Annotated in this window: 21 protein-coding genes; 9 read left to right on the top strand and 12 right to left on the bottom strand. The window is 47.8% G+C overall.

Translation table 11 applies throughout. The features are described 5' to 3' along the window. The first annotated feature begins 4 nt into the window (after nucleotides 1-4). Nucleotides 5-856 carry a D-amino-acid transaminase gene (dat, locus tag G4O42_RS04895; protein ID WP_032874307.1) on the top strand — a complete coding sequence of 284 codons (852 nt, stop codon included), beginning with the start codon at nucleotides 5-7 and terminating at the stop codon, nucleotides 854-856. A 41-nt stretch (nucleotides 857-897) separates the two neighbouring features. On the opposite strand, the gene G4O42_RS04900 is transcribed toward dat, so the two are convergent. After that, complete coding sequence (locus G4O42_RS04900) at nucleotides 898-1,482, bottom strand: TetR/AcrR family transcriptional regulator (protein WP_014720932.1); 585 nt, start codon at nucleotides 1,480-1,482, stop codon at nucleotides 898-900. Nucleotides 1,483-1,590: 108 nt separating this feature from the next. On the opposite strand from G4O42_RS04900, the gene G4O42_RS04905 reads away from it, so the two are divergent. Then, nucleotides 1,591-2,142 carry a hypothetical protein gene (locus G4O42_RS04905; protein WP_032874309.1) on the top strand — a complete coding sequence of 184 codons (552 nt, stop codon included), beginning with the start codon at nucleotides 1,591-1,593 and terminating at the stop codon, nucleotides 2,140-2,142. A 38-nt stretch (nucleotides 2,143-2,180) separates the two neighbouring features. On the opposite strand, the gene G4O42_RS04910 is transcribed toward G4O42_RS04905, so the two are convergent. Beyond that, entirely contained in the window at nucleotides 2,181-2,681 is a 501-nt protein-coding gene (locus tag G4O42_RS04910; protein WP_007409250.1) for a universal stress protein, read from the bottom strand. A gap of 421 nt (nucleotides 2,682-3,102) precedes the next feature. Here G4O42_RS04910 and bmrC point away from each other — a divergent pair, with 421 nt between their 5' ends. Together bmrC and bmrD are read left to right on the top strand one after the other, a co-directional pair. Continuing rightward, nucleotides 3,103-4,860 (top strand): multidrug ABC transporter ATP-binding protein BmrC, encoded by a 1,758-nt coding sequence (gene bmrC, locus G4O42_RS04915; RefSeq protein ID WP_032874311.1) that lies wholly within the window; start codon nucleotides 3,103-3,105, stop codon nucleotides 4,858-4,860. Continuing rightward, a complete protein-coding gene (gene bmrD / locus G4O42_RS04920; RefSeq protein WP_032874312.1) occupies nucleotides 4,857-6,878 on the top strand; it encodes a multidrug resistance ABC transporter ATP-binding protein/permease BmrD in 2,022 nt (673 codons plus the stop codon). Before bmrC ends, bmrD begins: the two co-directional genes overlap by 4 nt. Before the next feature lie 39 nt (nucleotides 6,879-6,917). Here the strand turns inward: bmrD and G4O42_RS04925 are convergent, their stop codons facing one another. The 6 genes from G4O42_RS04925 to G4O42_RS04945 all read right to left on the bottom strand — a co-directional run bounded on the left by G4O42_RS04925 (nucleotide 6,918) and on the right by G4O42_RS04945 (nucleotide 10,965). Next, nucleotides 6,918-7,538: an NAD(P)-dependent oxidoreductase gene (locus G4O42_RS04925; protein WP_032874314.1), complete on the bottom strand. Its 621-nt coding sequence runs from the start codon at nucleotides 7,536-7,538 to the stop codon at nucleotides 6,918-6,920. Between the two features lie 28 nt (nucleotides 7,539-7,566). Continuing rightward, nucleotides 7,567-7,692 (bottom strand): hypothetical protein, encoded by a 126-nt coding sequence (locus tag G4O42_RS19925; protein ID WP_007610363.1) that lies wholly within the window; start codon nucleotides 7,690-7,692, stop codon nucleotides 7,567-7,569. 104 nt (nucleotides 7,693-7,796) lie between these two features. Continuing rightward, entirely contained in the window at nucleotides 7,797-8,003 is a 207-nt protein-coding gene (locus G4O42_RS04930; RefSeq protein ID WP_003155280.1) for an alpha/beta-type small acid-soluble spore protein, read from the bottom strand. 225 nt (nucleotides 8,004-8,228) lie between these two features. Continuing rightward, entirely contained in the window at nucleotides 8,229-8,444 is a 216-nt protein-coding gene (locus G4O42_RS04935; protein WP_012117190.1) for a YheE family protein, read from the bottom strand. Nucleotides 8,445-8,525: 81 nt separating this feature from the next. Next, a complete protein-coding gene (locus tag G4O42_RS04940; RefSeq protein WP_032874317.1) occupies nucleotides 8,526-9,884 on the bottom strand; it encodes a YheC/YheD family endospore coat-associated protein in 1,359 nt (452 codons plus the stop codon). Continuing rightward, nucleotides 9,874-10,965, bottom strand: coding sequence for a YheC/YheD family endospore coat-associated protein (locus G4O42_RS04945; protein ID WP_025284495.1), 1,092 nt, complete (start codon nucleotides 10,963-10,965; stop codon nucleotides 9,874-9,876). Before G4O42_RS04945 ends, G4O42_RS04940 begins: the two co-directional genes overlap by 11 nt. Nucleotides 10,966-11,202: 237 nt before the next feature. Between G4O42_RS04945 and G4O42_RS04950 the strand changes: the two genes are divergently transcribed. After that, nucleotides 11,203-12,336 (top strand): DUF445 domain-containing protein, encoded by a 1,134-nt coding sequence (locus tag G4O42_RS04950; RefSeq protein ID WP_032874319.1) that lies wholly within the window; start codon nucleotides 11,203-11,205, stop codon nucleotides 12,334-12,336. A gap of 85 nt (nucleotides 12,337-12,421) precedes the next feature. Beyond that, a complete protein-coding gene (locus G4O42_RS04955; protein ID WP_014720937.1) occupies nucleotides 12,422-12,772 on the top strand; it encodes a YlbF/YmcA family competence regulator in 351 nt (116 codons plus the stop codon). Nucleotides 12,773-12,810: 38 nt separating this feature from the next. Here the strand turns inward: G4O42_RS04955 and G4O42_RS04960 are convergent, their stop codons facing one another. Then, a complete protein-coding gene (locus G4O42_RS04960; RefSeq protein WP_079891128.1) occupies nucleotides 12,811-13,950 on the bottom strand; it encodes a DNA alkylation repair protein in 1,140 nt (379 codons plus the stop codon). 383 nt (nucleotides 13,951-14,333) lie between these two features. On the opposite strand from G4O42_RS04960, the gene G4O42_RS04965 reads away from it, so the two are divergent. The 3 genes from G4O42_RS04965 (at nucleotide 14,334) to G4O42_RS04975 (ending at nucleotide 18,205) form a co-directional block, all read left to right on the top strand. After that, nucleotides 14,334-15,200, top strand: a complete 867-nt coding sequence (locus G4O42_RS04965) for a Cof-type HAD-IIB family hydrolase (RefSeq protein WP_007409237.1) — start codon at nucleotides 14,334-14,336, stop codon at nucleotides 15,198-15,200. Nucleotides 15,201-15,311: 111 nt separating this feature from the next. Then, nucleotides 15,312-16,814 carry a coproporphyrinogen III oxidase gene (locus G4O42_RS04970; protein ID WP_007409236.1) on the top strand — a complete coding sequence of 501 codons (1,503 nt, stop codon included), beginning with the start codon at nucleotides 15,312-15,314 and terminating at the stop codon, nucleotides 16,812-16,814. A gap of 101 nt (nucleotides 16,815-16,915) precedes the next feature. Then, nucleotides 16,916-18,205 carry a lysine N(6)-hydroxylase/L-ornithine N(5)-oxygenase family protein gene (locus G4O42_RS04975; RefSeq protein WP_015417143.1) on the top strand — a complete coding sequence of 430 codons (1,290 nt, stop codon included), beginning with the start codon at nucleotides 16,916-16,918 and terminating at the stop codon, nucleotides 18,203-18,205. A 26-nt stretch (nucleotides 18,206-18,231) separates the two neighbouring features. On the opposite strand, the gene G4O42_RS04980 is transcribed toward G4O42_RS04975, so the two are convergent. Genes G4O42_RS04980 through G4O42_RS04990 form a run of 3 tightly spaced genes read right to left on the bottom strand, consistent with a single transcriptional unit; the run spans nucleotide 18,232 to nucleotide 20,332 of the window. Beyond that, nucleotides 18,232-19,446 (bottom strand): cation:proton antiporter, encoded by a 1,215-nt coding sequence (locus G4O42_RS04980; RefSeq protein ID WP_003155266.1) that lies wholly within the window; start codon nucleotides 19,444-19,446, stop codon nucleotides 18,232-18,234. Between the two features lie 7 nt (nucleotides 19,447-19,453). Continuing rightward, on the bottom strand, nucleotides 19,454-19,951 hold the full coding sequence (locus G4O42_RS04985) for a cation:proton antiporter regulatory subunit (protein ID WP_032874321.1): 498 nt from the start codon (nucleotides 19,949-19,951) through the stop codon (nucleotides 19,454-19,456). Between the two features lie 27 nt (nucleotides 19,952-19,978). Further along, nucleotides 19,979-20,332, bottom strand: a complete 354-nt coding sequence (locus G4O42_RS04990) for a hypothetical protein (RefSeq protein ID WP_007610381.1) — start codon at nucleotides 20,330-20,332, stop codon at nucleotides 19,979-19,981. Between the last annotated feature and the right edge of the window lie 58 nt (nucleotides 20,333-20,390).

Consider the following 20,390-nt stretch of genomic DNA (forward strand, 5'->3'; position numbering starts at 1 on the left):
TTACATGAAGACATTAGTAAACGGCCAGTTGATTGATCGTGAAGAAGCGGCAGTTGATATTGAGGACCGCGGATATCAATTCGGTGACGGTGTGTATGAGGTCATCAGAGTGTATAACGGCGCCTTATTCGGTCTGCGCGAGCATATTGACCGTCTTTTCAGAAGCGCCTCAGAAATCGGCATCACCCTGCCGTTCTCCGCAGAGGACATAGAATGGGATCTGCAAAAGCTCGTACAGGAAAACAAACTCATTGACGGCGGGGTCTATATACAGACGACGAGAGGGAAGGCGCCGCGGAAGCACCAGTATGACGAAGGATTGGAACCGCAGACGACGGCATACACCTTTTCAGTGAAAAAACCGGAAAATGAACAAAAAGCCGGAGCGCAGGCCATAACGGCGGAAGACAAACGCTGGCTGAGGTGTGACATTAAGAGTCTGAATTTACTGTATAATGTGATGATTAAACAAAAAGCCTATGAAGCAGGCGCTTATGAAGCGGTGCTGATAAGGGACGGAGCTGTCACGGAAGGAACCTCTTCCAATGTATACGCCGTCATAAACGGCACTGTCCGGACGCATCCTGCAAATGAGCTGATTTTAAACGGCATTACGCGGATGAAACTGTTAGAGCTGATGAAAGAAAACGGGATTGAGGTGCGTGAGCAGGCTCTTACCGAAGACGAACTCAGGGATGCGGATGAAATTTTCATCTCGTCAACGACGGCTGAATTAATCCCGATCGTAACCCTTGACGGAAAACCGGTCGGAAGCGGAGCGCCGGGACCTGTAGCCAAAACGATTCAGGAGGCTTTTCAGTCGCACATTCAGCAGGAGCTCGGCGTTCAGTCATAAGCTGAAAAAAGGCCGGAACACATCCGGCCTTTTTGCTTCAGTCAGATAAAAAGAGATTCGATATGCTGAACGAGCACACGGGAGATCTTCTCTTTTGAAAGACGATCAGGTTCAAGCATGGCATGCAGCGCCAATCCGTCGGCGATGGCATACATTTTCTCCGCTTCGATCTCTTTATCAAGATTCGGTTTCAGAAGCTTATTTTCATCCAGCCAGTCAATCAGGCCGCGGATATATGCCAAGATCCCGTCCTGCTGGGGATGAAACTCTTCTCCCTTATGTCTGGCATAAGCTGTGAAAGCGAACCATACCTCCATTTCAGCCATCGTTTCTTCATCTGTCGGGATGATTTCAAGCATCAGACGCACCGCTTTTTCTTTCGGCGGCAGATCTTTCATGGCAACTTCGTTAATTCTGGCGGCCGCTTTTTCTTTTACGAGTGTCATCGCATACCCTAAAAGCTCATCCTGGGTGGTGAAATAGTGCCTCAGCGCGCCTAAAGAAAGACCCGCTTCCTGGGCGATGTTTCTCACTGTCGCTCCTTCCATTCCCCGCTCCAAAATCGTCCGCCAAGTGGCTTCGGCTATTTGTTTTCTTCTTTTTTCATGATCGATTATTTTAGGCATGGTTCCAGTGTAACAGGAAATATTTTTTCTTGCAATTTTGTAATACAGTTGTATTAAATAAAGAGCAGTGATACAATGCATTTTAGAAAACGATAAGGGGGAACCGGATTGAACGCGATTGCTTGGTTGATTGTCATTTGTGAGGCTGCTTTTTGGGCGGCTGTCATCTTTGGATTGGCGGCGCGCTATATATTCAGGCGGCAAAAGCTCGGAATGTTTTTTTTCGCTCTCATTCCTTTATTGGATGCCGTACTGTTTCTGGCGGCTGCAGCTGATTTATACAGAGGGGCGGCGGCGACTATGGCGCATGCGGTGGCGGCCATTTATATCGGAGTGTCTGTCGCCTTCGGAAAAAGCATGATTCAATGGGCGGATGAGCGATTCCGCTATTATGTGGTCAAGGAAGGGGCAAAACCGGTCAAACGGTACGGACTGGATTATGCCAAACATTATGCGAAAGGGTGGGGAAGACATGTATTAGCATTTATCATCGGCGGCGTTCTTTTAGCCGGAACGGTATTTCTCATTCAGGACGCTTCCCGCACCGAAGCGCTCAGCGTACTGTTAAAGGGCTGGTCTGTCGTATTGTGCATCGATTTTTTGATCATGGCGAGTTTTTTTGTGATGCCGAAAAAAAGAAGAAACAGCCGGGAGCTGTAAAAAAAGCAGCTTTTGATTAAGCTGCTTTACAGAAAGAATTATTTTACGATCAGCACGGGAATATCGGATTTCGATGACAGTTTTTCACTGACACTTCCGAATAAAAGTTTTTTCAGTCTGTTCTGGTCCCGGCTCCCCATGACGATCAAATCCGCCGATATACGGTCGGCATGCTCGATAATGGCATCAGCGGGATCACCTTCTAAAATGTCGATATCCCCGTCAATCTGGCTGTCGTTCATCAGCATTCTCGCTTCCGCAACGATTTCTTCCGTACGGTCTTCATAAATCATCGGATCAGGGGAGATTCTTTCCGCCTGGAGCGGGTCAGGAACGCTTGCAATCCCGCCGCCGATATACGTTGCCCCGGCTCCCGGCCTCGGGGGATCAACAATCGTCCGGGTATCTTTTGCATTGTGGGAATGTACGACCGTTAAATCCGCGTGAAACGTTTTTGAAAGGTCTATGGCTTTTTGGAGCGCTTTTTTACTATCATCACTTCCGTCAAAAGCTGCTATCAACCGGTCCGCGTGAAACATCGGCCTCATCCTTTCAGTAAAAAAGGTTTGTTTTACAATACCCGAATGGCAGAAATGTAAAACCTGCGTTGACAAAAAAAGGATTTGTTTATATGATGAAGGAACAATATAGGGAAAAAGGAGGTATGGATCATGTCAAAACTAAAGCTTGTCAACTCATCTTCAGCTGAATACCGGCGTGACTCCCATACAGCTTCCGTTTTCTGAACATTTGCTTAAAAACGAGGCAGTCGCGCATAAACGGCGGGTCTGTACCTTATTTATAATAATAAGAGGCATGGAGCTGAGGCTTCATGTCTTTTTTTATACAAAAAAATGAAAGAAAGACAGGTGTGATGCATGTGGCGGTATTAGCGAAAACAATGAAAAACAATCCGGAAAAGCTTGAGGGCGGCTGATTGATGAAAGGGGATGACGGTATTTGTTTACTGTATTAAAAAAGCTCGCGTGGTTTTTTAAAGCCTATTGGCTGCGCTATACGACAGCGATTGTTCTGTTATTGATTGTGAATGTCATTGAAATGTTTCCGCCTAAACTTCTCGGTAACGCGATAGACGATATGAAGGCGGGCGTGTTTACAAAAAGCGGGATGCTGTTTTACATATGTGTTTTTCTCGCATTAACGGCAGCCGTCTATTTACTGTCTTATTTTTGGATGTATCAGCTTTTCGGCGGGGCGAATGTCATGGAGAAGATTCTCCGTTCAAAGCTGATGGGAAGGCTTCTTCAAATGTCACCGCCGTTTTACGAGAAATACAGAACGGGCGATTTAATGGCGCGGGGGACAAATGACTTGCAGGCCGTCAGTATGACGACGGGCTTCGGGGTCTTAACGCTCGTTGATTCGACGATGTATATGCTGACGATATTTTTGACAATGGGGCTTCTCATCAGCTGGAAGCTGACATTTGCCGCGATTATTCCGCTGCCGATAATGGCGGCTGCGGTCAGCCTGTACGGAAAAAAGATCCATGAGCGGTTTACGGAAGCGCAGGATGCTTTCGGATCATTAAATGACAAGGTGCTGGAGTCGGTATCCGGCGTCCGGGTCATCCGGGCTTTCGTACAGGAAAAAAATGATGTCAGCCGGTTCGGTGATATGACGGCGGATGTATATGAGAAAAATATGAAGGTGGCGTTTATCGATTCACTTTTTGAACCGACTGTGAAACTTCTCGTCGGCCTCAGCTATCTCATCGGTCTCGGCTACGGCGCTTATCTCGTTTTTCAAAACCGGCTGACGCTGGGAGAGCTGGTATCGTTTAACGTGTACCTCGGAATGATGATCTGGCCGATGTTTGCGATCGGAGAATTAATCAATATCATGCAGCGCGGAAATGCTTCCTTGGATCGTGTGAATGAGACGCTTTCCTATGAGCCTGACGTGACGGCACCAAAGCACCCCGCCGGCATCAAGGAGCCCGGGCGTCTTGTTTTTGAACAAGTGACTTTCACGTATCCGAGCGGAGCGGGACCGGCGGTTTCTGATGTATCTTTTTCCGTTGAAAAAGGGCAGACACTCGGCATCGTCGGGAAGACGGGAAGCGGAAAGACGACGATCATTAAGCAGCTGTTGCGTGAATATCCGCCCGGGGCGGGTGCAATCACGTTTACAGGCGTACCGATTCAGGAGATTCCGCTCGAGGAGCTCCGCGGGTGGATCGGCTATGTGCCGCAGGATCATATTTTATTTTCAAAGACTGTAAAAGAGAATCTGCTTTACGGACGGCAGGATGCAAACGAAGAGGAAATCGGCAGCGCGCTGAAAGATGCGCATTTTGAAAACGATATCGGTATGCTTTCCGACGGGCTTGAGACGCTTGTCGGCGAGAAGGGCGTAGCGCTCTCTGGCGGACAAAAGCAGCGCATCTCAATTGCGAGAGCGCTTTTGACTGATCCTGACATTCTCATATTAGATGATTCGCTTTCTGCCGTAGACGCGAAAACGGAAGCCGCCATCATTGACAGCATCCGTAAAAAACGGCGGCATAAAACAACGATTATCACCACCCACCGGCTCTCGGCAGTTGAACACGCAGATCTCATTCTCGTCATGGATGAAGGCCGGGTGTCTGAAAGAGGCACGCACCGGGAGCTATTGGCGCAGAACGGCTGGTATCGAAAACAATATGAGAGGCAGCAGCTGTCCTCTCTTGAAGAAGGGGGGACGGGCGCATGAAGACCGGAAGAAGATTATGGAATTACGCGCTTCAATATAAGAAGCTGCTGATATGGGCGGTCGTCCTGCTCATTATTGCGGTCGGCACTGAGCTGACCGGCCCGTTTATCGGAAAAAAAATGATTGACGACCACATTCTCGGCATTGAAAAAACATGGGTTAAAGCCTCTGCGGACGATCCGGGCGCCGTCAGGTTCCGGGGGCATGATTATGTCAGGGAGGACCGGCTCAAACCGGGGGCGGACAAAACCGGAGAGGCGCACATTTATCAAGTCGGTGCGGGCTACTATTTTGTTGACCGTCCCGTCAGTTTTGACGGAAACCGTTCGGTGTCTGACGGCCGGCTGACGATATCAAACGGTAAAGAAAGCAGGTCATATCCCGCCATTACGTTATCAAGACAGGAGATTTTTCAATTTTACCGTCCGGAAATAAAAGGATTGCTGACGCTGACCGCCATTTACGCGGGACTGCTCATGTTTTCCGTATGTTTTCATTACGGCCAGCATTATCTGCTGCAGATGGGAGCGAACCGGATCATACAGCGCATGAGGCAGGATGTATTTTCACACATTCAGAAAATGCCGATCCGCTACTTTGATAATCTGCCTGCCGGAAAAGTCGTGGCCCGCATTACGAATGACACAGAAGCGGTCAGGGATTTATATGTAACGGTGCTGTCGACATTTATCACAAGCGGCGTTTATATGCTCGGCATTTTTACGGCGCTGTTTATGCTTGACGTCAGGCTGGCCGCCGTTTGCCTGCTGATTATTCCGATTTTAATGATCTGGTCGGTTGTCTACCGCAAATACGCATCCGTCTTCAACCAAAAAATCCGTTCCATTAACAGTGACATCAATGCGAAAATGAACGAGTCCATTCAAGGGATGCCGATTATTCAGGCGTTCCGCCGAGAGAAGGAAACGATGAAGGAATTTGAAGAATTGAATGAAGCTCATTTCCGCTACAAAAACAAAATGCTGTCCTTAAATTCCCTCATGTCCCACAGTCTTGTCAATGTGTTGCGCAATCTGGCGTTTGTCGGGCTGATCTGGTATTTCGGGGGCGCGAGTCTGAGTGCGGCCGGAATTGTTTCAATCGGTGTTTTATATGCATTTGTTGATTATTTAAACCGTTTGTTCCAGCCGGTTACGGGGATTGTCAACCAATTTTCAAAGCTTGAATTGGCCCGTGTCTCTGCCGCCAGGGTATTCGAGCTTTTACAGGAGGAGGAAACGGAAGAAGAAGGCGCTCCCGCAGACAGAAAGGCGAAAGGAACTGTGGAATTCCGCGATGTTTCTTTTGGATATCGAAAGGGAGAAGAGGTGCTGAAACACATCAGCTTTACAGCTGAAAAAGGGGAGACGGTCGCCCTCGTCGGCCATACGGGGTCCGGCAAAAGCTCCATCCTGAATCTTCTGTTCCGTTTTTATGATGCTCAAAAAGGGGATATTCTGCTGGATGGTCAGAGCATATACGGCATGTCAAGGCAGGAGCTGAGGTCGCATATGGGCATTGTGCTGCAAGACCCGTATCTTTTCTCGGGCACGATCGGCTCCAATGTGACGCTCGATGATCAGCGTATTTCTCTGGAGCAGGCGGAAGAAGCGCTTCGCCAAGTCGGTGCCGCAAGTCTTCTGCAATCTTTGCCGAAGGGCATCAGAGAGCCCGTCACCGAAAAAGGCGGCACCCTGTCCTCAGGCCAGCGTCAGCTGATTTCTTTTGCAAGAGCGCTTGTGTTCGATCCGGCCATTTTAATTTTGGATGAGGCGACGGCGCACATTGACACCGAAACAGAAGCAGTCATTCAAAAAGCGCTGCAAGTGGTTCAAGAAGGGCGCACGACATTTATTATCGCCCATCGGCTTTCCACGATCAGACACGCCGACCAGATTCTCGTGCTGGAAAAGGGCCGCATCATTGAAAAGGGAAGCCATGACGAATTAATGGCGCAAAAGGGGCAGTACCGCCAAATGTATGAATTGCAGAAAGGAACGGCGAAGTCCGCGGTGTAATCGGAAAGGGTGAATCTAAAGGTTCGCCCTTTTTTTCATTCAGTAAGCCAGTCCCACCCGTTTTCTGACAAACTGAGGGCTGATCAGCTCACGGTACAGAAAATGCGCCGTGTCTCCGACGGTGATTTCAGCGCCGTCTTCAGGAAGGCGATCCTGTTCGAACCGGTAAACTCCGGCAGCATCTCCGTCAGGAAGGTAGGTGGGACAGATGATCGTCCAGTCAAGATCCTCTGCCAGCAGCATCTCGTATACGCGGGCGTGTTCCTTTGCGGCTCTTGTTGATTTTCGTTTTGATTCTGCCGATTCAAAACGGTATTGATCAGGCATAAGCCGTGATTGAAGGATACCCGCGGTGCCGATCGTAATCAGACGCTGAACACGATGCCGTTTCATGCTGTCTATTATATGGGTTATAGCGGCTGAAAGGGTATCGTCACCGTCCGTGCCGAGACAGCTCACGACTGTGTCCGCTTTGGAAATCAATCGGCTTACATCTTCCCGCCGCCTCGCATTCCCTGTTATGATTTGTTTTTCAGGAATGGGAAGGACTGTACCGGCTGATCTGACAAGAGCGAATATCTCCATGTGTCCATGTTTCTGCGCTTCTTTTATAAAAGCCTGTCCGACTCTTCCCGTTGCTCCGAGTAAAGCGATGTTCATGTAAAAAACCTCCTCGCCGCTCATTATATCATTCAAAGCAGCGGGGAAAAGAATACCTGTGAATAAACGGGAAATGGTGGGCAACATATTCATTGACCAAAGAAACACTTACGAACTGAAACAGCTCCCAATTGACTGAGGCAATGAATGACATGTTTTCCCTCCTTTTTTCCTAGGGTATGTGGAATAGGAAAAAAGGGTGACGGCATAAAAGAAGACGCGGTATCCCGCGCCTTCTGTAAGCCATTTATTGAGTTGTTATTGTACGCCTTGGCCGCCCATGTTCTGCTGTGCGAAAGATACTAGACGTTTAGTGATTTCTCCTCCGACAGAACCGTTTGCACGAGAAGTTGTTTCTCCGCCAAGGTTTACGCCGAACTCAGAAGCAATTTCGTATTTCATTTGGTCGATTGCTTGAGCAGCGCCGGGTACTAATAGTTGGTTTGAAGAGTTGTTGTTTGCCATTTGTATGATCTCCTTTATTAAGTAGTATGGTTGGGTTTGCTGGAATTGCACCAGCCGATGGTTTTCGGAATGAAAACCATTGCCAGCTCGGCTTCACCCAATGCTGTTTGCCGCTTTGTACTACGTATTATGGTGAATCAAACGGCATCTCATTCGGAAAACGGTGTGGTAAATAGCGGAAGGAAAAAAGAAAAGCCCAGCCTGGTGCGGCTGAGCTTTTAGCTTTCAGTCATATATGTGATAAAGCATTAATTCATGCAGCTCTTTTACGAGAGCCGGCTCTTCTTTTCCCGGATGTGTGTGTCCCCATTCAATGTCTCCGGACTTATGGTAAATCCCTTCATAATGCGTACCCTGCCAGTAAAATGAAATCCGCCATCCGGGCAGTTTCTCTTTTTTGAATAACGGTTTCCAGCTGAAGTGCGAAATCATGACGTTCACGCTCCTTATGGGAAATGTTGATCTTGTTCATTGTAGCTCATCGTTCATTGCCTGTCCCGGGTAAACCAAAAAAAGACAGCCTCACCGCCAAAGTTTTTCCGGGGCGGTGATGGACCGTTCTGATAAATACGACGCGTATTCAAAATTTCTCCGTTTTGTCAGGTAATCGACCGATCTCAGCTTCGGATGGGAAAAAATGCTGCGCCCGGGGCGGGAATTGGCTTCAAACATCCAAACTTTCCCTGAATGATCGACGCCGAGGTCAAAACCGATTTCGCCGATAAAACCTTCAATGTGCTCATTTAACACGCGGCTGACCGCCAAGGCGGCTTTTGAAAGTTTCCGCATCATGCCGACTCTCTCGCGCGGATCGCCGTATAATTCAGCTAACGTCCTGACTTCTCCACCGGTTGCCAGATGCGTCGTGATGCTGTTTTCACCGGAAATTTTTGCCGCAATGGCCGTCACTGTCCATTTCCCCTCGGCGTTTTTATTCGTGTGCACCCTGAAATCGACGGGGCGCCCATCCAGCCGGATCAGGTCAATGCCTTGCTGAATTAAAAATGCGGACGGGTCATTGTTTTCTTTAAATGCTGTCATGAAGGATGCCGCATCTGAATACTCTGCCGTCACCACCGTTTTTTCCTCATTCGTGTGTTTGACAGATAAGCCGGCATCTGTTTTTTCCACCTTGTAAATCCCCGTTCCGAGTGCACCGTCTGCAGGTTTGATATAGACGGTGCCAAATGTGCTGCATAACGTCTCTAACGCTTCCGCATTCGGGTGCAGGACAGATTTTGGCAGAAGTGAAGCGGTGAGACTGTTTTTTTCCAGAAGCTTATGAATGTCCCATTTATTAAAGAATTGCGGATTAAACCACGGAATCTGATAGTCATTCATCAGCCTCTGTTTTGTCTGCTGTAAAAGCGGAACTTCTTCCGTTTTTCGGCTCGGGAGCCTGTCATATACGACATTCGGAAGCGGGACGGCCGTCCGTTTCCAGCTGTTTTCTTTATAAATCAGCGCTTGGACGGTGCCTTCTTCCCAGTTGATCTGATGGGCCCCGAAAACGAAACAATATCCGTTCGCCTGTTCATGAAGAGAGAGCATCTTGGAAAAGAAGGCTGTACGGTCTCTTAACGGGCGGGACGGCGATGATGTGAACCCAGCTGTGAAAACGCCGATCAGCGGTCCGATGTGCACCGTCTGGCCGTGTATGAGAAAGTCAGCCCGGCTTTTATGCGGTATCAACAGCTCCTCAAACAAATCTTCAGAAAGGAGCGCGCTTTTTTCAAGTGATTGAGAAAAGGCTACACGGCATTTGACAACCTTGGTCCCGAAGGCAGCGGATAAAAGCCCTTCCCGTTTCATGGAGGAGGGGAGAAACAGCGTATTTTTGCTTTTTTTATCGATGCCGACAATCATCCCTTTATGATTCACGCGGTAATACCCCTTTCCGGCTTTCCTGTGACTGAAGCTCACGGAAGCGTCTCAGCGGACTCGTATACAAATCCTCTTTCGCCTCCGGAGCCACGCTTAAAATAGCTTTTCGTCCCGGCTTTGAGTTGACATCCAAAAGCCAGATGCGTCCGTCTTTGGCATAACAAATATCGAGCCCCAGCTCAAACAGCGGCCCGAACCGTTCGTCAAGGAAATAAGGGACGGATTGGGTGATCGAAAAGACATCATCCAATAAAACGGCCTGCTGCTTTCTCGGAATTTCCTCAAACCATGTGTCAAACTTAATCGGTTCTGATCCTCCGGGCAAATGAGATAAAAGACCGTTCTGATAGCCCCTTCTGACCGCTTTTCCGACCGTTTCCCAAACGCCTGACTCAGTTTTACGCATGAAAATGCGGATGTCGCACGGATGCCGCTCTTTATCCTGGATATTTAAGTAGGATTGAAGCAAATAGCGGTGCTGCAGCACTTTTTTGCACCAAGACTTAAAAGACACGTGATTGGAAAATGATTTTGTTTGTTTGTTTTTTCCGATATAGTAAGTGGCCGTAATTGATTTTTTGCCTGTTTCAAGCAGGATGATGCCTCTGCCTCCCGCGCCGAAAGCGGGCTTAAGTATACATGCTTTTTCCTTGGCTAAGTATGATTGCACCTGTTCATAGCGGCTGACTTCGGCCGTTTCAGGAATATAGGGACTGATCAGATGATGCTTTTGGAGCGCATCCGTGATCGTCCATTTATCAGGAAGCCCCCGGCCGATAAATTCCGTTTTCGGATATTTTTTCAGCCATTCGACGATCGGTTTGGCTTTTTGCGCTTCAGCGGATTTTCCGTAAAAACAGCGGTCGTAAATATATTCGGGAATATCGATTTCCGTTTCGTTCCACTTTCCGCTTTGCGGGTGATAGACGAGCGCTTTCACGCGCAAAGAATCCGGAAATATATCAAACGGTGTAAAGCGGGCTAAGCGCACATTATATTGAGGCGCTCTTTCAGCCAATTCCCCGGCGTAATCTTCTTCGTGCCGGCGGGATACAGACATAAAACCGAGTGTTGTCATATTATTACTCCCCCTTTATTCAAAAAGCCGCTGATGGAACGGCCCTTCCATCCAATAAATATGCTAAGCGCATCATAAAAGATGATCTACTGTAAAGAGTACGAAACAGCATCTTGCCTTATTCCTCACAAACAACAATTCAGGTTCTTCATTTGCCCGCATGCCCGCCAGCCTCTATAATACGAATAGATATATCATCAAGAAAATAGAACATAAGATGGAGGCAGAAGAAAAGGAATGGGCATAGCAGGAACGTTTCTATTTATGATTGTGATCGGAGCCGCGATCGGTGCGGTGACGAATCATCTTGCCATTCAGATGTTATTTCGTCCGTACCGGCCGTATTACCTGTTCGGAAAACGGGTTCCGTTTACGCCGGGGCTGATCCCGAAAAGACGGGATGAATTGGCAAAACAAATGGGGCTCATGGTGACGAACCACCTTTTAACCCCGGAAGGAATAAAAAAGCGGCTTTTATCAGATACCGTTAAAAACCAGGCGCTTCTTTTCGCCGAACAATTCACGCAAAAAATGGCCGCTTCCGAGATGACGGTGCACGAAGCTTTGGCCGCCGCGGGCATCGGGAATCCGCAGGAAAAGACGGATGCCTGGATTGACCGTTTTACCGATGAAAAGCTTTCGGAACTGTACCGGAAATATGAGCACCGCGCCATAAAAGACTGGCTTCCTGATGAGCTTCAGGAAAAGCTGGATGAAAAAGTCCCGCTGGCCGCAGATTATATTCTGAAGCGGAGCATTGATTATTTTGAGAGCGAAGAAGGGAAAGAAAGGCTCGGAAATATGATTGACGACTTTTTGAATTCCCGGGGGATGCTCGGCAGCATGGTGCAGATGTTCCTCGGCAATTCAAGCTTGGCAGACCGTGTGCTGCCTGAGCTGTTAAAGTTTTTGCGCAATGAGGAAACGAAAAAGCTTCTGGCTGATCTGCTTTCTCAAGAATGGGGCAAGCTCAAATCTTATACACTTTATGAGGCCGATGAAAAGTGGAATGCGAAAGATCTGCTGTTCAGCATGAAAAAGCGGGCTTTGGCCGCACTTCAAACCGCGCCCTTTTTCGAATGCCGGCTCGGTGACATCATCTCCCGTTATGAAGGGGAGATTACGGGAACGTACGCGCCGAAGCTGCTTGATGCGGCACTCGGCAGTATTGCCGCTCATTTGGAGGATGTGCTGAAACGGCTGCGTCTTGAGGAAGTGGTCAAAGAGCAGGTTGATCAGTTTCCCGTTGAACGGCTGGAGGAAATGGTGCTGTCGATTTCCAAGAGAGAATTTAAGATGATAACGTATTTAGGCGGTCTGCTCGGCGGGATAATCGGAGCAATTCAGGCTTTGTTTGTCATTCTTTTCTAAGGAAAACATACGCCGATGATGAAAGTCGCTCCGCAGTCTGTTATAGTGGAGTGGTATGTCCGAAAGGAAGAAAGGAGCGGTTATTATGGCAGTTCATTTTTATGATGCAGCATATGATCTTGAAAAAGCTTTGCGAAACAGTGATGAATACAGCCGTCTGAGAGGGCTTTATGATCAAGTAAACGCAGATGAATCCGCAAAACGCATGTTTGATAACTTCCGCAATGTACAGCTGCAGCTTCAGCAGAAACAGATGTCAGGTGAAGAAATCACTCAGGAAGAGGTAGAGCAGGCACAAAAAACGGTTGCTCTCGTACAGCAGCATGAATTGATTTCTCAGCTGATGGAAGCGGAACAGCGCATGAGCATGCTGATCGGCGAGTTAAACAAAATCATTATGAAACCTCTTGAAGAGCTTTACGGCAGCCCGGAATAAGCTCCACACCCCTCCATCTATGAAATGGAGGGGTTTTTTTATTCAACAGAAAAATCAAGCGAACCTTTTACCGTTCCGTTAATGATGACAGACAGAGTGTGAATTCCCCGATAATGCTTGCGGGTGGTTAAATCTTTAAGGGAATGATGTTTGCTGAAGGCTTTTACGTCTCCGTTATCCATGGCGGACTCCGACATCTTAAACACCTTGCGGCTGCGGTGCCCCCTTTTCTTTACAAAATCAATCGCGTATTCAACCCTGACTTTTTGCCGGGCGGATGAGCGGATCTGAAAAGAAAAATGTATGCTTGTTCCGATGGCGGCCGTTTCCGAATTCAGTGTAAAACGTTCCAATGAAATCCGGGTGGCGTCTTCAAACCCGAAAACCGCAAGTGCCTGTTTGTCTCCTCTTTTTAACAGTGTCCTGCAGGCGTGCTTCAAAATCCAGTCCGTGTGCGGACAGCTTCCGAACCGCTCGGCTGCGATCTGTACCAGAAGATCCGGATGTGTTTTGGAGATGTCATTCAGGTTATTCGCCACGCTTTTTCTGACATATAACGAGTCATCCTGCATCAAGCGGTCCAGAACAGGGAGAATCGGGGAAGGATCGTCAAGAAGAGCCGGAATGGAGATTCCCCACGGCAGGCGCGGTCTTGAGCCTTCGCTGGCAAGCCTTCTGACATGTTCGTCCGGATGCTCCGTCCAGGAAAGGAACTCTTTGAACATCCGCTCCCGGTCAAGCCTGATATACGGGCGGACCGCAAATTCGGAAGTGGAAAAACGAGTGAAATACTGAAGCGCCTTCATTGATTCGTCCCAGTGATCCGTTCCGTACTGTTGGACATAATCGGGAAAAATAATCCCGGCGAGCCCTGAGAAGCGGGGAGCTGTCTCATATAAGACGTCAAGCGCCCGTATGTAATCCTTCGGCAGTGTTTCATATAAAGAGTCTGTGATCCGGCGCATCCGCTGTTTTAACGTCAGTCCGGGCCAATCTTCCTGAAACATCAGCGCCCGGCACTTGTCCCGCTCAAAAGCCGGATACGCCGATTTGATTCTGTTCAGAAGTGCTTCTGCAAATTCTTCGTTATAAATATCTTTTAATAGAGACATGACAGTCACCGCTTTTTTTCTTTTATTATATGAGAATGTATGTTCCCTTTCAACTTTATCATACATTCAGCATAGATATTTCCTCTGATTTTTTTAGTTAAAAAAACCCTTGTTTTTTAATAATATAATTGAGATAATAACTCTGAAAGCGCCTACACTTACAGATGATCTAAGGATACGGTCGCCTATACTGCCTGGTATGTTAAGGGGTAGCAACAGAGAGTAAGTGAAACGAGCGCATCAACGGTCAAATAAGGGGTTCCTGATATATTTCGTAAATAGAAATACACATTGGGGAGAAGGCAGCAAATCGATCGTATCCCAACAAAACGACAGTTCAAAGTCTGCTTGAGGCAGGCTTTTTTGCTGCGGAGAAAAGGTTGTTCTAAACAAAGAGACAGGGTCATATCCTAATGACAAGTACAGTCATCAAGGAGGGGGACTTCTCTGTGTCAAAACAAATGCTGGCGTTAAATATAGACGGAGCGCTTCTTCGCTCCAACGGCAAACTTCATCAGACGACAAAGGATGCCATCGAATACGTCAAGAAAAAAGGAATTTACGTCACACTGGTCACAAACCGCCATTTTCGCTCCGCTCAAAAAGTGGCGAAAATATTAAAGCTGAATGCGAAATTGATTACCCACAGCGGCGCATACATTTCTGAAAAAATAGATGAGCCGTTTTTTGAAAAGAAAATATCAGAAGATCACACGTTTAATATTGTTCAGGTGCTGGAAAGCTATCCATGCAATATCCGGCTTCTTCACGAAAAATATTCGATCGGAAACAAGAAGAAAGTGAACTCCAATCTGGTCGGGAAAACGATGATTCATCCGTCTGACCCGATTTTTTATCCGGTGCAGTTTGTCGAATCATTAAGTGACCTGCTCCTTGATGAGCCGGTTTCAGCGCCCGTCATTGAAGTGCATGCCGAAGATGGCCTGCAGGCTGATATAACGGATACGATAATGAAAGCATTCCCGGCCGTCGATGTGATCCGCGTCAACGGAGAAAAACTGAACATCGTGCCTAAAGGGGTTTCAAAAGAAAGCGGACTTTCGATGGTCGCCGCTGATCTCGGGCTTTCAATGGAAGAGGTTGTGGCTATCGGCCATCAGGAAGATGATCTGCCGATGATCGAGCTGGCCGGTCTCGGCGTCGCGATGGGGAATGCCTCAAATGAATTAAAAAGAAAAGCGGACTGGGTGACAAGGTCAAATGATGAACAGGGAGTCGCCTATATGATTAAGGAATATTTCCGCATGCAGCACCGCAAAGGCTTTCTCGATAAGTTCCATATGAAACGGCCGTAATCAGAGCCGCAGACGCGAACCGCCGGTCTGCGGCTTTTTCGCGGATTGATTTTAGCCTGTTCTTTCTGTACACTAAAGAAAGTTTTGAATCTGAAAAATAAGGTGATCACATTGCAAATAAAAATAGACGGCATCACGGATGACAGGCTGCATCGTCCGCTGCAAAACATCGCGAATTTGTTTTTTGAAGAGTGTGTTCTTGCGTACGGCGAAACGGAGGAGCCCTCTGATCTCGTCATCTCACTTGCCATTTCTCAAGATGCAGACAGCGTGTCGGTATCCGGAGAAATCAAAGGAACCGGCGAAAAGGAACATCATACGAAACCGCTTCTTGCCGGATGGAGCGAAAAAGAAGTATTTAAACAGGTGAAAAACACGCTGTCGTACGTCTACTTAAATCTTCTTCAATCGCATACGGGCATGACACAAAAATGGGGCATCTTAACCGGCATCAGGCCTACTAAACTTCTTCATAAAAAGCTGCAGAGCGGCCTGACAAAAGAAGAGGCGCACGCCGATCTGAAAAAAGATTATCTGATCCATGATGAAAAAATCAATCTGATGCAGGAGATCGTCGACCGTCAGCTCGCTGCGGTTCCCGATCTGTACCGGGTCAAAGATGAAGTCAGCATATATATCGGCATCCCGTTCTGCCCGACAAAATGCGCCTACTGCACGTTTCCGGCTTATGCCATTCAAGGACAGGCGGGAAGAGTCGGCTCCTTTTTATGGGGGCTTCACTATGAAATGCAGAAAATCGGAGAATGGCTGAAGCGGCATGATATCAAAGTGACGACCATTTATTTCGGCGGCGGCACGCCGACAAGCATTACCGCTGAGGAAATGGATCTTTTATATGAAGAAATGGTCCGCTCTTTCCCGGATGTCGCGAATATCAGGGAGATTACCGTTGAAGCGGGCCGTCCCGACACGATTACGGAGGAAAAGCTGGCCGTTTTAAATAAGTATAAGATTGACAGAATCAGCATTAACCCGCAATCTTATGAAAACGAAACGCTTAAGGCCATCGGCAGACACCATACAGTTGAAGAAACCATCGAAAAATATCATCTTTCCCGCAAACACGGCATGAATAACATCAACATGGACCTGATCATCGGCCTGCCGGGAGAAGGGACGGCTGAGTTCAGGCACAGTCTTGAGGAAACGGAAAAGCTGATGCCTGAATCTTTGACCGTTCATACGCTTTCTTTTAAACGGGCGTCAGAAATGACGAGAAACAAGCATAAGTATAAAGTTGCCGACAGACAGGAAGTGTCCCGCATGATGGATGACGCCGTCCGCTGGACAAAAGAGCACGGCTATACGCCGTACTACTTGTACCGGCAGAAAAACATTCTCGGAAACCTTGAAAATGTCGGCTACTCCTTCCCTGGTCAGGAAAGCATCTACAACATTATGATTATGGAAGAAGTGCAGACGATTATCGGTATCGGCTGCGGCGCGGCAAGCAAATTCATTCATCCGGAAACCGGAAAAATCACGCACTTCGCCAATCCGAAAGATCCGAAATCATATAATGACCGATTCGAGCATTATACAGAAGAGAAAATCAAATACTTAGATGAGATGTTCGTCAAATCTGCATTATAATATCAAAAACGGCACGGAATCAGCGTGCCGTTTTTTTTATGTTTAACCGTCTGCAAAAACGGGAAAAGACCATCAGACTGTTATTCGTAAGAGGTGTAATTATGTATGATGTCATAGGAGCGGGAATCGGGCCGTTTAATTTAGGGCTTGCCGCATTGTTAGAGGATATACCCGGAACAGACGCTCTTTTTTTCGATAAAAAGAAAGAATTTGCGTGGCATCCCGGTCTATTAATTAAAGGGACGGATTTACAGGTGGCGTTTCTGGCGGACCTGGTCACGCTCGCCGATCCGAAAAGCCGCTACACGTTTTTAAACTTTCTCCATGAACATGACCGGCTGTACCGGTTTTATACGTTTAATGAATTTGATATTCCGAGACGGGAATTTAACGACTATTTGAGCTGGGCGGCTTCAGAAATCAAATCATGCCGTTTCGGCTCAGAGGTAATCGGTGTGAAAAATGCCGGCGGACATTATGACGTCAGCGTCAAGAACATTGAGGACGGAAGCATCAGTGTCTATCAAACGAAGCATTTCGTCATGGGGACGGGGTCTGAGCCGCTTATTCCCGCAGAGATTGCTGACGAAGCGCGTCAGGACACGATGGTCAGCACGGAATATTTGTTTCGGAAAGACGAGCTCGCCGGCGCCGAATCAATTACAGTGGTCGGCTCCGGACAGAGCGCCGCGGAGATCTTTTCTGACTTATTGCACGATGAACAATACCGCCGCAGCCGGCTGCAATGGGTGACACGCTCCGCCGGATTTCGAGAATTGGAAACCGCCAAGCTCGGGCAGGAAATGTTTACACCTGATTATGTGGAATATTTTAACCGCCTGCCTTTTAAAGAACGGCTGAACACACTCCCTGAGCTGGACGGACTGCGCCACGGCATTGATTCTGACACACTTGCCGCCATTTACGATGCCCTGTATCACAGATCGATCAGCGGAGGTTCGCCTGACGTGTATATTCAGCCGATGGCGGAGCTTGAAAAAATTGAAAAGCAAAACGGGCGCTGCGTACTGAGCTTTCATCAATGGCAGATGGATGAAACCTTTACGGCCGATTCAGAAAAAGTGATATTGGCGACCGGTTTTAAACCTCATATTCCGGAATGGTTTACGGCAATTGCCCCTGATATCGAATGGGAGGATGAGAAACGGTTTAAAGTGACGGCAGATTCCCGTCTTGTCTTTAAGGACGACAGGCGGCATCATTTTTTCACATTAACGAATCTTGATCATGCTCACGGAACGGGCGCTACGAATTTGAAGCTGTCTGTTTACAGAAATCAAAAAATCATCAATACCATTCTGGGAAAAGAGCATTTCTCCATTAATAAAAAAACGGCTTTTCAGCAATTTCTTCCTGCTCAAAAAAACTGACCTCTTATGAAGAGGTCAGCTTTTTTTTATGATTTCTGCGGCTTCTTTTCAGGCGTCTTCCATTTGAACACGCTGTTCAACAGGAGATATATCCGCTTCGATTCTTTCGTGAGCAAAGGGCCGAAGATGGCCAGTATCAGAACATATAAGGCGGCGAAAGGTTTAAGTGAAGCGGACAGGCCGCCGGCGATGCCGAGATTTGCGACGATAATGGAGAATTCGCCGCGGGACACAATGGTCAGCCCGATATTGGACGATGCTTTATGAGAAAGCCCCGCCCGGCGCCCGGCGATCATGCCGGCGATAAAGTTTCCGGCAATCGTCAGCAGAACGGCGCCGAGGGCGAGCCATACCGCATCTCCGAGTGAAAACGGATCAATGCTGAGACCGAAGCTGAAGAAAAACATGGCCCCGAAAAAGTCACGGAACGGCACGACAAGGTGCTCAATCCTGTCAGAATGGGCCGTCTCCGAAAACACGAGTCCGAGCAAGAGCGCGCCGATCGCTTCAGCGACATGAATCGTTTCGGAAAAGCCGGCAATGAAAAAGAGCGCGGCGAAAATGACGATGACAAATACCTCGTTTGAACGGATATCAAGCAGCTTGTTCAGCAGAGGCGGCAATTTTCGAGCGGCAATGAAAAACAGCAGCATATATCCGAAAGCGATCACGATTGACATCAGCGCGCCTCCGACAGACGTCGCGTCTCCCAGAACAAGCCCGGAAACGACGGATAAGTAAACCGCCAGAAAGATATCCTCAAACATAATGATGCCGAGAATCAGCTCTGTTTCCGGATTGGCCGTGCGCTTTAAGTCGACAAGCACCTTTGCGACAATGGCGCTTGATGATATCGTGATGACGCCCGCCAATACAAGCACTTCCAAAAAGGAAAAGCCCGTAATAAAGCCGTAGATCAGCCCTAAACTGAAATTAATCAGAATATAAATCGTTCCGCCGGCGGCGATTGAACGTCCGGATTTGACTAATTTTCCGACCGAGAATTCAAGCCCGAGGTAAAAGAGGAGGAACAGGACGCCCATCCGCCCGAAAAATTCAATCACTTCCCGGCTTTCGATAAACGTCAGGTCAATGATGCCCGCTTGGGGCGCGTGCGGCCCGACGAGCATTCCTAAAATGATCAGGAAGGGGATGATCGAGAATTTAATTTTATTGGCGATGACACTCGCAATGGCCACAAGAACTAATGCCGTACCGACTTCAAATACGAGATGGTCCATAAACAGATCACACTCCGTCTCTGGAGAGGAAGTCTTGGATCAGCTTTTTCAGATGCTTTCTTTCACCTGAGAGGACGAGTGTATCGTTTGTTTCAAGGAGCGAATCAGCGCCCGGGTTTAAAAACTTTTTCTGGTCATGCTTAATGATGGCGATGACCGTCACGTCATAGTTTTGGCGCACATCCAGTTCGCCGAGCGTACGCCCTGCCGCTTTTGCCCCTTTTTCAACTTTAAACCATTCGATAATCAGATCGCTGAACGCCATTTCAATCGATTCAAGCGCCTGCGGTTTGTACACCATCCCGCCGATAATCGCGGCAATCTGTCTTGCTTCCGCATCATCAAGTGAAATGCTTGCCAGAAGCTCATCAGGGTCGCGGTCATCGAATCTGTAAATTTCCCGCCTGCCGTCATCATGAATGATGATCGTCATTTTTTCATGATTTCTCGTTTCGATTTCGAATTTTTTCCCGATGCCGGGCAGATCGTTTTCTTTAATATTCATAAAAAATCCCTCCGGAATATACTGTTTTTACACCGTAAATACAGATTGGCAATGAGAAATGGTCTGATGCCGGAGGTAATTTGACTGGTATTGTATCGGAATGGCGCATGTCCTTTCCATTGTGGAATCAATGAATTGATCAAGAGGTTTGACAGATAACAGGGAGATCATCCGGGATAACGCACCGTATCCTTTTGACAGGCCTTGCGGAGCGGTTTTGGTTTGAACCGGCGTCTTTGCCGATTCCGTTTCCTGCGGGTAAACCGAAATTTGTACATGGCTGTCTGTTTCTGTCACCAATTGGGAAGGAAGAGCGACATCCGAAGGGGGGAACAGCACCATAAAAAAGCTCAGTAACAAGCTGAGTATCACATATTTCATTATCGGTGTTTTTCCCCCCTTTTGTTTTGTATATCAATTTCACTATATAAAAATGTAT

The organism is Bacillus sp. LUNF1 (assembly GCF_011008975.1).
Taxonomy (GTDB): domain Bacteria; phylum Bacillota; class Bacilli; order Bacillales; family Bacillaceae; genus Bacillus; species Bacillus velezensis.

Coding starts and splice junctions, on each gene's coding strand:
- G4O42_RS04930 (WP_003155280.1), bottom strand. CDS start 8,003: ATGGCAAACAACAACTCTTCAAACCAACTATTAGTACCCGGCGCTGCT.
- G4O42_RS04945 (WP_025284495.1), bottom strand. CDS start 10,965: ATGACAACACTCGGTTTTATGTCTGTATCCCGCCGGCACGAAGAAGAT.
- G4O42_RS04980 (WP_003155266.1), bottom strand. CDS start 19,446: ATGGACCATCTCGTATTTGAAGTCGGTACGGCATTAGTTCTTGTGGCC.
- G4O42_RS19925 (WP_007610363.1), bottom strand. CDS start 7,692: ATGTCATTCATTGCCTCAGTCAATTGGGAGCTGTTTCAGTTCGTAAGT.
- G4O42_RS04990 (WP_007610381.1), bottom strand. CDS start 20,332: ATGAAATATGTGATACTCAGCTTGTTACTGAGCTTTTTTATGGTGCTG.
- G4O42_RS04950 (WP_032874319.1), top strand. CDS start 11,203: ATGGGCATAGCAGGAACGTTTCTATTTATGATTGTGATCGGAGCCGCG.
- G4O42_RS04900 (WP_014720932.1), bottom strand. CDS start 1,482: ATGCCTAAAATAATCGATCATGAAAAAAGAAGAAAACAAATAGCCGAA.
- G4O42_RS04910 (WP_007409250.1), bottom strand. CDS start 2,681: ATGTTTCACGCGGACCGGTTGATAGCAGCTTTTGACGGAAGTGATGAT.
- dat (WP_032874307.1), top strand. CDS start 5: ATGAAGACATTAGTAAACGGCCAGTTGATTGATCGTGAAGAAGCGGCA.
- G4O42_RS04925 (WP_032874314.1), bottom strand. CDS start 7,538: ATGAACATCGCTTTACTCGGAGCAACGGGAAGAGTCGGACAGGCTTTT.
- G4O42_RS04975 (WP_015417143.1), top strand. CDS start 16,916: ATGTATGATGTCATAGGAGCGGGAATCGGGCCGTTTAATTTAGGGCTT.
- bmrD (WP_032874312.1), top strand. CDS start 4,857: ATGAAGACCGGAAGAAGATTATGGAATTACGCGCTTCAATATAAGAAG.
- G4O42_RS04955 (WP_014720937.1), top strand. CDS start 12,422: ATGGCAGTTCATTTTTATGATGCAGCATATGATCTTGAAAAAGCTTTG.
- G4O42_RS04985 (WP_032874321.1), bottom strand. CDS start 19,951: ATGAATATTAAAGAAAACGATCTGCCCGGCATCGGGAAAAAATTCGAA.
- G4O42_RS04960 (WP_079891128.1), bottom strand. CDS start 13,950: ATGTATGATAAAGTTGAAAGGGAACATACATTCTCATATAATAAAAGA.